At 46.4% G+C, this 11783-nt stretch carries 11 protein-coding genes; 2 read left to right on the plus strand and 9 right to left on the minus strand.

Going from position 1 to position 11783, the window contains the following annotated elements; all coding sequences use genetic code 11:
* Positions 1-20: 20 nt before the first annotated feature.
* From clpX to A8806_RS02170, 4 genes are all read right to left on the minus strand, one after another.
* A complete protein-coding gene (gene clpX, locus A8806_RS02155) occupies positions 21-1292 on the minus strand; it encodes an ATP-dependent Clp protease ATP-binding subunit ClpX (RefSeq protein ID WP_109729507.1) in 1272 nt (423 codons plus the stop codon).
* A gap of 24 nt (positions 1293-1316) precedes the next feature.
* On the minus strand, positions 1317-1898 hold the full coding sequence (gene clpP / locus A8806_RS02160) for an ATP-dependent Clp endopeptidase proteolytic subunit ClpP (protein ID WP_109729508.1): 582 nt from the start codon (positions 1896-1898) through the stop codon (positions 1317-1319).
* 96 nt (positions 1899-1994) lie between these two features.
* Complete coding sequence (tig, locus tag A8806_RS02165; protein ID WP_109729509.1) at positions 1995-3281, minus strand: trigger factor; 1287 nt, start codon at positions 3279-3281, stop codon at positions 1995-1997.
* 277 nt (positions 3282-3558) lie between these two features.
* Positions 3559-4107 (minus strand): DJ-1 family glyoxalase III, encoded by a 549-nt coding sequence (locus tag A8806_RS02170; RefSeq protein WP_109729510.1) that lies wholly within the window; start codon positions 4105-4107, stop codon positions 3559-3561.
* 207 nt (positions 4108-4314) lie between these two features.
* Between A8806_RS02170 and A8806_RS02175 the strand changes: the two genes are divergently transcribed.
* Both A8806_RS02175 and A8806_RS02180 read left to right on the plus strand, forming a co-directional pair.
* The gene (locus A8806_RS02175) at positions 4315-4767 is read left to right on the plus strand and encodes a CYTH domain-containing protein (RefSeq protein WP_109729511.1); all 453 of its coding nucleotides are present in this window, start codon (positions 4315-4317) and stop codon (positions 4765-4767) included.
* 110 nt (positions 4768-4877) lie between these two features.
* Positions 4878-5258: a helix-turn-helix transcriptional regulator gene (locus A8806_RS02180; RefSeq protein ID WP_109729512.1), complete on the plus strand. Its 381-nt coding sequence runs from the start codon at positions 4878-4880 to the stop codon at positions 5256-5258.
* Position 5259: 1 nt separating this feature from the next.
* On the opposite strand, the gene A8806_RS02185 is transcribed toward A8806_RS02180, so the two are convergent.
* The 5 genes from A8806_RS02185 to prfB all read right to left on the minus strand — a co-directional run bounded on the left by A8806_RS02185 (position 5260) and on the right by prfB (position 11735).
* Positions 5260-6711 carry a HAMP domain-containing sensor histidine kinase gene (locus tag A8806_RS02185; RefSeq protein WP_109729513.1) on the minus strand — a complete coding sequence of 484 codons (1452 nt, stop codon included), beginning with the start codon at positions 6709-6711 and terminating at the stop codon, positions 5260-5262.
* A gap of 206 nt (positions 6712-6917) precedes the next feature.
* Positions 6918-8126 carry an aspartate kinase gene (locus A8806_RS02190; RefSeq protein ID WP_109729514.1) on the minus strand — a complete coding sequence of 403 codons (1209 nt, stop codon included), beginning with the start codon at positions 8124-8126 and terminating at the stop codon, positions 6918-6920.
* A 45-nt stretch (positions 8127-8171) separates the two neighbouring features.
* Positions 8172-9377 carry a cofactor-independent phosphoglycerate mutase gene (locus tag A8806_RS02195; protein WP_109729515.1) on the minus strand — a complete coding sequence of 402 codons (1206 nt, stop codon included), beginning with the start codon at positions 9375-9377 and terminating at the stop codon, positions 8172-8174.
* A 21-nt stretch (positions 9378-9398) separates the two neighbouring features.
* On the minus strand, positions 9399-10616 hold the full coding sequence (locus tag A8806_RS02200; RefSeq protein ID WP_109729516.1) for a homoserine dehydrogenase: 1218 nt from the start codon (positions 10614-10616) through the stop codon (positions 9399-9401).
* Positions 10610-11735 (minus strand): peptide chain release factor 2 gene (gene prfB, locus A8806_RS02205; RefSeq protein ID WP_109729843.1). Its coding sequence is split into 2 segments (ribosomal slippage): positions 10610-11659 and positions 11661-11735, totalling 1125 coding nucleotides; the frame shifts between segments, so codons are not numbered across the junction. The genes A8806_RS02200 and prfB overlap by 7 nt, the downstream gene beginning before the upstream one ends.
* Between the last annotated feature and the right edge of the window lie 48 nt (positions 11736-11783).

Raw genomic sequence — 11783 nt, forward strand, 5'->3', positions numbered from 1 at the left:
CATTGCACCCGCCCGAATCTTTACGCGCTCACTGAGTTCAGGAACGATCTGCGTTCTTCTCCATCGCATTCATACAATGGCCTTCCCGTTCCTTTTACTACTTCTTTTGTTATCCGGCATCCCTTGATCGTATCATCAGACGGCACCTTAAACATCGTATCCATCATGATGTTCTCCATAATCGCCCTGAGACCTCTGGCCCCGGTCTTTCTGGCAAGAGATGTCTCTGCGATTGCATACAGGGCTTCTTTATCAAATTCAAGCCTTACCCCGTCTAATTCAAGCAGTTTCTGATACTGCTTCACAATCGCACTCTTCGGTTCTGTCAGGATTCTGATCAATGCTTCCTCGTCGAGCATATCCAGTGAAACATTCACCGGCAGACGGCCTACAAGCTCCGGGATCAGGCCATATTTGACCAGATCCTGCGGAAGTACCTGATGAAGCAGTACATCTACATCATATTCATGTTTGGAAGCGATCTCCGCATTAAAACCGATTGACTTCTTGTCGAGACGTGTCTCGATGATCTTGTCAATCCCCTCAAAAGCACCGCCGCAGATAAACAGGATATTCGTCGTGTCTATCTGGATCAGTTCCTGATGAGGATGCTTCCTGCCGCCCTGTGGCGGAACAGAAGCCACGGTTCCCTCAACAATCTTTAAAAGAGCCTGCTGTACACCTTCCCCTGATACATCACGGGTGATGGACGGGTTCTCTGATTTTCTCGTAATCTTATCAATCTCGTCTATATAAATGATTCCATGCTCCGCACGTTCAATGTCCCCGTCCGCAGCCTGAATCACCTTCAGCAGGATATTCTCAACATCCTCGCCTACATAGCCTGCTTCCGTAAGCGCCGTCGCATCTGCGATGGCAAACGGCACATTCAGAATCTTGGCCAGTGTCTGGGCAAGCAGCGTTTTACCGCAGCCGGTCGGTCCCAGCATCAATATATTACTCTTCTGCAGTTCAACCCCTAAGTCCTGTTCTGCCATAATCCGCTTGTAATGATTATATACAGCGACTGAAAGTACCTTTTTGGCTTCATCCTGTCCGATCACATATTCATCAAGGAATGTCTTCATCTCTTCCGGTGTCAGAAGATTGATGTCATCGAACTCTTTTCTTTCGTCATATTCGAATTCTTCCTCAATAATCTCAGCACACACATCGATGCATTCGTCGCAGATATATGCTCCGTTAGGGCCCGCAATCAGCTTGCGGACCTGTGACTGGGTCTTATTGCAGAAGGAACATCTTACTGTATCATCACTTACTTTTCCTGCCATATTACATTTCACCTCATATTGCCATTAGTGTCTGGCAAGTATTTCATCAATTAATCCATATTCCTTTGCCTCTTGGGCGGACATAAAGTTATCTCTCTCTGTATCGCGCCTGATCACTTCCAGGCTCTGTCCTGTATTCTCTGCCAGAATCGTGTTCAATTTTTCACGGGTCTTCAGGATATGCTCTGCAACAATCTTGATTTCTGTAGCCTGACCCTGTGCACCGCCTGAAGGCTGGTGGATCATAATCTCTGCATTCGGAAGTGCAAAGCGTTTGCCCTTCTGGCCGCCTGAAAGCAGGAATGCCCCCATGCTGGCCGCCATTCCGACACATACTGTAGATACATCGCACTTGATGTACTGCATTGTATCATAAATCCCCATGCCTGCTGTTACAGAACCTCCCGGACTGTTTATATACAGCTGTATATCCTTATCCGGATCATCTGCCTCGAGGAAAAGAAGCTGTGCAATAATGACACTTGCTGAAACATCATTCACTTCTTCTCCAAGGAATATAATTCTCTCTTTTAATAATCTTGAATAAATGTCGTAGGAGCGTTCTCCACGGCTCGTCTGTTCAATGACGTAAGGTACTAAACTCATCGATGTCCCTCCTAATTAATTTGAATCAAATCTGCCACACCTGTGCAGCAGTCTCACCGGGTTATCTCCCCTCAAACCTGAATTCCGTTAAAAGGATTATGCCTCAACTGCTGCCTCGGCAATCAGTGTAACTGCTTCCTGTACAGCGATGTCTTCCTTCATCTGGTTCTTCTCATTCTCTCCCATAAACTCTTTCAGTTTATCAACTTCCATCTGGTATGACTCAGCCATCTTCTGGAGTTCTTCTTCCAGACGTTCATCTGATACTTCAATGTTCTCAGCTTTTACAACAGCCTCAAGTACAAGTCTTGTCTTGATGCGTTTCTCAGCCTGTGGCTTCAGTTCTTCCATCATCTTCTCTTCTGTCATTCCTGTGAACTGGAAGTACTGCTCAACAGACAGGCCCTGCTGCTGGATACGGCGTGCAAAGTCATCTGCCATCTGTCTTACCTGCATATCAATCATAGCTTCCGGAATGTCCATCTGTGCATTCTCGATCGCTTTATCTACTGCCTGGTTCTCTTTTTGTTCTTTTCCTTCACGCTCTTTGCGCTCTTTGATGTTCTTCTTTACTTCTGCCTTGTAATCATCCAGTGTCTCGCACTCAGATACTTCAGATGCAAATTCATCATCTAATTCAGGCATCTCTTTTGCCTTAATAGAATGTACGGTACATTTGAAAACAGCTTCTTTCCCTGCCAGTTCTTTTGCCTGGTAATCTTCCGGGAATGTCACCTTTACTTCTGTTTCCTTGTCAATCTCAGCGCCGATCAGCTGCTCTTCGAATCCCGGGATAAAAGAACCGGAACCGATTGTCAGCGGGTAATCCTCACCCTTTCCGCCTTCGAATGCTTCTCCGTCAACGAATCCCTCAAAGTCCAGTGTTACCTGATCCTTGTCTTCAACTGCACGGTCTGTTACATCAACAGTTCTTGCATTGCGTTCGCGTTCTTTCTCGATCTCTTCGTCAACTTCTTTTGCTGTAACCCTTGTAGATACCTTATCTACTGTCAGTCCTTTATATTCACCAAGAGTCACTTCCGGCTTCACTGCTACTTCTGCTGTGAAGATAAACGGCTTGCCCTTCTCTAACTGGACAACGTCGATCTGAGGCTGGGAAACCAGCTCCAGTTCACACTCGTCATAAGCTTTTGAGTATGCTTCCGGGATCATCTTGTTGGCTGCTTCATCATAGAACACTTCCGGTCCGTACATCTTCTCAATCATCTGTCTCGGGACTTTCCCTTTACGGAACCCAGGCAAGTTAATCTGCTTGCGCTGTTTTAAGTATGCTGCCTGGAGTGCTTTCTCCACATCTTCTGCCGGAACTTCGATTGTAAGTTTCGCCATATTATGTTCTAAATTCTCTACCTGTAAACTCATTTTTTATTTTCCTCCTTGATTCGTACCATTCAAACGCTAATCCGTATCTTCCAGAATTTCTTCTTCTGAAAATATACCCTCGCAGTCATTGAAACAGTATAGCACATAAGTTCGTAAATTTCCAGTACTTTTTACGGGTTCTTGGGCTTTTTAAGGCTCCTTATGCTATTTTACTTTCATATCTGTCACTTTTTTGTCATGATTCTGCTGTTTTACACTGGCATCCGTCTTTTTTTACGGCAGATACCGGCGTCTTTATATGCTATGCCGTGCTTTTTTATGCATATATGACTGATTCACTTACTTCATCTGCTTTCTCCTGTCCGCATAGTATGGAGATCAGCGTGAGTGCAAAAGGAATGGCAGTCCCCATCCCACGGCTTGTTATAATATGACCATCCACTGCCACAGATTCTCTCACCACATCCGCACCTGTGAGTGTCCCCTCCATAGAAGGATAGGAGCATGCGGTACGGCCTTTCAGGAATCCCAATGCCCCAAGTATGCTCGGTGCGGCACAAATAGCTGCGATATATGCCTGTTTCTCATAAAATTCTTTCAGCAGCTCTTCGAGTCCTGCGTGTTCCTGCAGGTGAACCGTTCCCGGCATCCCGCCCGGAAGTACAAGCATATCCACGTCGGAAAAATCCATATTCCCAAACAGTACATCCGCATTCACACCAATCCCGTGGGCGCCATGTATAACGAGGCTGCCTGATACAGATACTGTATCCACATGCACTCCCGCCCTTCTCAGTAAATCAACAACCGTAAGACCTTCAATCTCTTCAAAACCATCTGCAAGAAAAACACTGACACGCTTCATTATAAAAACTCCTCCTTTGACGACCAAGATAAATGGGCTTTGATACCTACTGAACAACAGTGTAACAAAAGCAGGGAGAAAATGCAATTACCGGTGTTTAAAAATGCAGCGGGCCAATGATTTACTTTTAGGCGGCAGTGTATTATGATGAAGCTGTATAAATCTGGAAACTACAGATAAAATAATTTTTAGGAAAGGATTATTATAATGGAAATTGAACGCAAGTATTTAATAGAAGAAAAGGACCTCCCCTCCGGATTTTCCTCATATCCCTGCCGGCATATTGAGCAGGGATATCTCTGCCGGGAACCTGTCGTGAGGGTACGGCGGGATAATGATCGCTATTTCCTCACTTACAAGTCCAAGGGGCACATGGTCCGGGAGGAGTATAATCTCCCCCTTACAGCTGAGGCTTATGAACATCTTAAGGAAAAGACCGACGGACGGCTGATCATAAAGGACCGTTATATGATTCCACTGGAAGGAGATCTTACAATCGAATTGGATATCTTTGGCGGGGATCTGGCCCCCCTGATTCTGGCGGAAGTAGAATTTCCAGATACTGAATCAGCAGAAACCTTCCAACCGCCTTTGTGGTTCGGGGAGGATGTCACATTCTCTTCCCAGTATCATAACAGCACGCTTAGCATTTGCAACTAAACGTGGCATTGTGGCATTTTGATTCGTTTTGCGGCATAGAATATCCATTTACAGGGAAACGTTATATAATTTACAAAGAATTTTCAATCCCTGTAAATGGAGGTGCGGCTTTGGCAAACATACAGCTTGTTAAAAACATGAAGACACTGAGAAAAAAATACAATCTTACACAGCAGGAGCTTGCTGACCGCCTCAATATCTCCAGACAGGCGTACTCCAATTATGAAACGAATAAACGGGAACCTGAGATGAGTATCGTCATACGGTTTGCAGAACTTTTCCATGTTTCCTTAGATATGCTGTTCCTTCAGACGATCTCGCCTTACGATGACGATATTATCCGTGAGCGAAAAGGTCCCTACATAACGGCAACTGAAGCTGATACGAAGGATACACTCTATCTGACTTCCGGGGAAGTCGATGTGATACTGAAATACAGACAATTGACAAGCGATAACAAGAGGCTTGTAGATAAAATTCTGGAAAATTAGACTATTCCTGTATTCCTTTTACAAGTTCCAGAGTAAACCAGAATTCCACGCCGTCTTCCTTGTTCTGCGCCCCATATTCTCCGCCAAGTGTCTCCATAATCGTCTTTACAATAGCCAGTCCTATTCCCGCATGGCCGGCATCCCGGGTGCGCGCCCTGTCCTGTTTGTAAAACTCAATCCAGATATCCTCTAATTCACTCTCCGGTATCCGGCTGCCGGTATTAAATATGGATACACGGATGAAATCTCCAGCATTTTCTGCCTGAATCCGGATTTCCTTCTCTCCTTCTGCATATTGGATTGCATTGGACAAATATTGCCGGACTACCTCTTCCACCTTATCCGGATCACTTCTCACATACACAGGCCCATCCGGAGCAAAAAGAATCTTTGCCTCCCTTATGGCAGCCTCCGGACCCTGTTCTGCTATCGCTTTATAGACAAGTCCTGCCACATCAAATGTCTCATATTTTATGTCATCATGTTCCAGCTGGTTCATCTGAAACAGACGTTTCAGTATACGGTCAGTCTTTTGCACCTCGTCTGCTATGATCTCACAGTACATATCACAGGCTTCCGGGTCCTCTTTTACAAGCGCTGAAATCCCTTCTGTATAACCCTGGATCAATGCCAGCGGAGTTTTCAATTCGTGGGAAATATCCGTGACCAGACGCCTCCTGCGCTCTTCTTCCTGCGTTTTAAACATCAGATATTCCTGAAGCTTAATATTTGATTCTCTCAGTTGTTCCAGCGTCTTCTTCAGGGTCCCCGTCATCCTGTTCAGATTCTCCCCGAGTACATCTAGTTCATTATTGCATTGTCCGAGGTACATCCGTTCAAAATCCAGAGATGCCGCATGCTGTGACACGTCAACAAGTTCCATAATCGGCTGTGTCTTAACCTTCAGAACTTTATTAATAAAGATTAGGCTGAGCAGGCAGATAACACCGCCCACAGCAATATAAAACCGGTTGGCAAGAGACACGCTTTCCCTCATACTCTCAAGCGGGCTCTGAATAATCACACATCTTCCATCACGCAGCCCGATTAGCTGCAGATAACCGTCATGAACCGCGCTGCGGTTCATCTCAATCACATACTCAGCCTTCTGAAATACCGCCTGTCTGCCAGGTACATTCTCAGCCACATCCATGAGCTTTTCCGGGTCCCGGGAATATCCTACAAAGTTATGGTCACCCTCCTGCCCCGCGGTAATGATGATCCACGACAGGTTCCCACTCTCTGAATCCTGATAAATCCCTTCCGGTACCGAATCCCCCTCAATTTTTGTTAATTTACTGTACATCCCCTTTAGAGCCGCCTTTTTCTGGAAGATATAAATATCTTCCAGAAACAAGAAAGACATCCCGGCACTCAGTCCCACTAAAACCACAATCACACCCAGAATCAGAAACAGAACCTGCCTCTTAAACCGCCCTCGTATCCGTCCCATACACCATCAACCCTTATCCTAAAAATTATAGAATCACATGCCGTCCTGACAGCATCCTCAAGTTATCTGGTTTAACAATACCAAAACATTGTGTTCAATCCATGTAAATTCTGTGACGGGGTTCCTGTACGCCGCTGCAATGCGCAAAAATCGCCGGGGTTCCCTTAAGTAGGTACTCCCGGCGATTCGCTCTTAACATTTTCCAATTAGTCAGCCAGACCAAATCCGTCATGTACTGCAATCATGGCTCTTTCTACATCTTTTTCATCGATCAGTACTGTAATACGTACTTCCGAGGTCGCAATCATATTGATATTCACACCCGCATTAAACAAGGCCTCAAACATTTTTGCAGCAACACCCGGATTGCTCATCATGCCTGCACCTACGATAGAAATTTTAGCGACTGTATCCTGATGCGTTATTTCCTTAATCGTCAGTGCCTCTTTGTTTTCCTCCAGAATCTCCATCGCATGTTTCAGGTCATCCTGGGCAACCGTAAATGAGATATCCTTCGTTCCTTCACGTCCGACAGACTGCAGGATAATATCCACATTGATTCCTTTTTTTGCCAGTGTATTGAATATTTTAAATGCAACGCCCGGTTTGTCATCCACACCGATCACAGAAACTCTGGATGTGTTTTTATCAGATGCAACCCCGCTGATCAACATTTTTTCCAATTTAACTACCTCCTTGACTACCGTTCCTTCTTCTCTGTTCAGGCTGGAGCGTACTACCAGCTGTACCCCGTATTTCTTTGCCATCTCCACGGAGCGGTTGTGCAGGACCCTCGCCCCCAGTGACGCAAGTTCCAGCATTTCGTCATAGCTGATGGCATCCAGTTTTCTCGCATTTGGTACGATTCTCGGATCGGCCGTATATACGCCGTCCACATCCGTATATATTTCACAGGCGTCCGCATGAAGTGCCGCGGCAATTGCCACGGCCGTCGTGTCGGAGCCGCCCCTGCCCAGAGTCGCATAATCATCATATTTATTGATTCCCTGAAATCCGGTAACAATAACAATCTTTTTGTAGTCCAGTTCATGGCGGATACGCTCCGCATCCACCCGCTTAAAACGGGCGTTGCCATATGTGGATGTACAGTGCATTGCAACCTGAAAGGCATTCAGGGATACTGCGGGTACTCCCATCGAATTAATCGCCATTGCCATGAGTGATACGGAAACCTGTTCTCCGGTTGTGAGGAGCATATCCATCTCCCGTTTGGACGGTTCCGGCGTAATCATCTTCGCCTTCTCGATCAGTTCATCTGTTGTATCGCCCATTGCCGACAATACTACGATGATGTCATTTCCCTTTCTATAATCCTCAATGCAGCGTTCTGCCACCCGGAAAATACATTCCTTGTCAGCAACTGAACTGCCCCCAAATTTCTTAACTATCAGCATGTTATCCTCCTAGTTCCTATGTCTTCCAAGCTCAATGAAGATGTATTACCTTTTTTCAAAGAGATGGTCAATGAGCGTATATCCTTCGTCCTCACGGATTCCGGTTTCGGAAGCCTCTGCTTCATTATATGCATCTGCCGTATGTTCCGCCTTTCTGCTGTCATAAAGCATATAAGGCACCGGATCTGATGTATGGGTCCGCACCCTGATTGGCGTCGGGTGGTCCGGCAGGACGAGCATACGGAAGTCTTCTCCCGCATCTTCCAGCATACCGGCGGCCGGCCCTATGATATCATGATCTATCTTTTCAATGGAAAGAATCTTATTAGCCAGATTTCCCTGGTGACCCATCTCATCTGGTGCTTCTATATGAATATATGCAAAATCATAACCGTCCTGAATCAGCGCATCAGCCGCTGCCTTCGCCTTTCCTGCATAATTTGTGTTAAGGCCGCCATTGGCCCCTTCCACAGAAATATTGTGCATAGATGCCCCGACTGCGATGCCTTTCAGAAGGTCTACTGCCGATATCATAACACCCTTCTTCCCGTTTTTTTCCTCAAAAGAACGGAGCATCGGTCTTGTTCCGGCCCCCCAGAACCATGCGGAATTTGCCGGATTCAGCCCTTTTCGTTTTCTTTCCAGATTCAGCGGGTGGACGGAGAGAATCTCATAGCTTTTCTCCATCATTTCCCTCAGGACCTGATCCTGGGGCAGATAGTCCCCGATTCTCCTTGTCAGAATATCATGGGGCGGCGTCAGTTCCACTACCTGGCCATTTTTCCAGATGAGGAGATGCCGGTAGCTCGTTCCTGCATAGAATTCGTATCCTTCTCTTTTCAGGCCTTCCTTGAGCGCCTCAACAAGCACGGCTGCATCTTCCGTGCTGATTTCTCCTGAACTATGGTCAACAATCACTCTGTCCTCATAACGCTCCTGCTCTTCTGTCAGGGTCACGATATTACAGCGGAAAGAAACATCCGTCTGTTCCATATCCACACCGATGCTCAATGCCTCCAATGGAGACCTTCCGGTATAATATTCACGCGGATTGTATCCGATGACAGACAAATTCGCCGTGTCGCTTCCCGGAGACATTCCCTCAGGCACGGTCCGGACCATGCCGATCTCGGACAAAGGCGCCAGTCTGTCCAGATTAGGTGTTGCAGCTGTTTCAAGCGGAGTCTTTCCGCCCAGTTCTTCCATCGGCTCATCTGCCATGCCGTCACACAATACGATTACATATTTCATGTCTTTATTCAACCTTCTTTTTTAGCCCTCTACGCGTATCATATGCAGAATACTCGGAAACTCTCCCGCATTTCTTTCATAAGTACCTTCTGTCATCGTCTCAGTCAGGAAGCCGAATTCACCTTCCAGCCCTTCTGCCTTTACGATTTCTATAGGTCCGAATTTACTTTCCAGATGTGCCTTCATCGCATCGGCATCACCCTTTATTCTTACGAAATAACGCTTGCTTGTATCTGCGATCGGCTGCAGTTTTAACTTGTCACTCTTCCACATAGTCATGATATTGCGGTTCAGGTGCTTTGCCTCGTCTACCACATCCGCAACGACTGCACTGGCTGTCGGCAGTTTTCCTGCCCCACTTCCGTAAAACATGGCATCCCCCAGTACATTCCCATGTACGAAGATTGCGTTGAATACATCATTTACATTGTAAAGAGGATGTTCTTTCTGGAGCATATACGGCGCAACAATTGCATGAAGATTATCCCCGTCACGTTTGCTGGAGGCTAAAAGTTTAATCGTCATGCCGAGTGATTTGGCATACATCATATCTTCTTTCGTAATCTTTGTGATACCTTCTGTATAAATGTCCTCGAAATCAACCTGCTGCCCCGAGATCAGGGAGGATAGGATCGCAATCTTCCTGCATGCGTCAAATCCTTCCACATCCGCCTCCGGATTGCGCTCCGCATACCCTTTGTCCTGTGCCTCTTTGAGCACCTCATCATAATCGGCGCCTTCATAGAACATCTTACTAAGCATATAGTTGGTCGTTCCATTTAAAATTCCTGTGATTTCCTCGATCTCATCTGCTGTCATGGAAGAATTCAGAGGCCTGATAATCGGTATCCCGCCTCCCACACTTGCTTCAAACAGGAAATTGATATTATTGTCTCTTGCGATGGACAAAAGCTCTGCCCCGTGTTTTGCCACGAGGGCCTTGTTGGATGTAGCCACACTCTTTCCAGCCTGAAGGCAGCGCTTCACAAATGTGTATGCAGGCTCGATGCCCCCCATGACTTCCACGACGATCTGCACGTCCGGGTCATTTACGATTGTATCAAAATCATGGACCAGCTTCTCCTGGATTGGGTCTCCCGGGAACTCTCTCAAATCCAATACATATTTAATATTTAATTCGTCCCCGATTCTCTGGTTGATGCGCTCACCGTTCGTATTAATAACCTCAACGACTCCCGAACCAACTGTACCGTATCCCATAACCGCTATATTTACCATGTCTTCCTCCTTTTCCCTCCTGAACACTCACTCAGATATGCATTGATAAACGGGTCTATATTCCCGTCAAGCACACCGCTTACATTGCTGATTTCTGTATTTGTACGGTGGTCTTTTACCAGCGTATACGGCTGCATAACATAGGACCTGATCTGGCTCCCGAAGCCAATCTCCTTCATCTCACCGCGGATATCAGAAACCTTTTCCGCCTGCTCCTGCTCTTTTAAAAGATACAGCTTTGCCTTTAACATCTGCATTGCCTTATCCTTGTTCATGTGCTGGGAGCGCTCGTTCTGGCACTGTACTACAATCCCGGTCGGCAGATGTGTAATCCTGACGGCAGATGATGTCTTATTGACATGCTGTCCGCCCGCACCGCCGGAACGGTATGTGTCAATCCGCAGATCCTCGTCATTGATCTCGATATCAATCTCATCCTCTATATCCGGAATCACATCACAGGACGCAAACGACGTCTGGCGCTTTCCGGCCGCATTAAACGGGGAAATTCGTACCAGACGGTGCACACCCTTCTCAGAGCGCAGATACCCATATGCATTCTCTCCCTCTACCTCAAAGGTTACGCCTTTGATGCCTGCCACGTCACCGTCCAGATAGTCAAGTACTTCAAGAGAAAATCCCTTTTTCTCGGCCCACCTGCTGTACATCCGATACAGCATGCCTGCCCAGTCACATGACTCCGTCCCGCCTGCCCCGGCATGAAGCGTCACAATTGCACTGCTTTTATCATACTCACCGGTAAGAAGTGTCTGGATACGCAGCTCCTCGAACTCTTCTTCAAACTGCCCGAGTTCCTCCTCGATCCCTTTCACGGTCTCATTGTCCGCATCCTCTTCACTCATCTCGATGAGCAGCCCAAGATCCTCATAATCCGCATACAGCTTTTCTATCTGTTTGACTGAATCCTGAAGCCCCTTTAAATGCTTCATTGTATGGCTTGATTTCTCAGGGTTATCCCAGAATCCAGGTTCTTCAATCTTTCGTTCCAGTTCTTCGATCCGCTCTTTCTTTGACGCTAAGTCAAAGTGAATCCCTCAAATCTTTCAGCGGTTCTTCATAAGCACTCAGTCTTGTTTTCAGTTCGTCTAACAAAACCACCTTCATCACCTCTTTCTTACTTAAATGAGAATCTGTAAACACAGATTC

The organism is Faecalicatena orotica, from assembly GCF_003149245.1.
GTDB classification, from domain to species: Bacteria; Bacillota; Clostridia; order Lachnospirales; family Lachnospiraceae; genus Faecalicatena_A; species Faecalicatena_A orotica.

Bases quoted from the DNA above. Each gene is read 5' to 3' on its own strand.
- clpX (WP_109729507.1), bottom strand. From the start codon at position 1,292: ATGGCAGGAAAAGTAAGTGATGATACAGTAAGATGTTCCTTCTGCAAT.
- clpP (WP_109729508.1), bottom strand. From the start codon at position 1,898: ATGAGTTTAGTACCTTACGTCATTGAACAGACGAGCCGTGGAGAACGC.
- tig (WP_109729509.1), bottom strand. From the start codon at position 3,281: ATGAGTTTACAGGTAGAGAATTTAGAACATAATATGGCGAAACTTACA.
- A8806_RS02170 (WP_109729510.1), bottom strand. From the start codon at position 4,107: ATGAAGCGTGTCAGTGTTTTTCTTGCAGATGGTTTTGAAGAGATTGAA.
- A8806_RS02175 (WP_109729511.1), top strand. From the start codon at position 4,315: ATGGAAATTGAACGCAAGTATTTAATAGAAGAAAAGGACCTCCCCTCC.
- A8806_RS02185 (WP_109729513.1), bottom strand. From the start codon at position 6,711: ATGGGACGGATACGAGGGCGGTTTAAGAGGCAGGTTCTGTTTCTGATT.
- A8806_RS02190 (WP_109729514.1), bottom strand. From the start codon at position 8,126: ATGCTGATAGTTAAGAAATTTGGGGGCAGTTCAGTTGCTGACAAGGAA.
- A8806_RS02195 (WP_109729515.1), bottom strand. From the start codon at position 9,377: ATGAAATATGTAATCGTATTGTGTGACGGCATGGCAGATGAGCCGATG.
- A8806_RS02200 (WP_109729516.1), bottom strand. From the start codon at position 10,616: ATGGTAAATATAGCGGTTATGGGATACGGTACAGTTGGTTCGGGAGTC.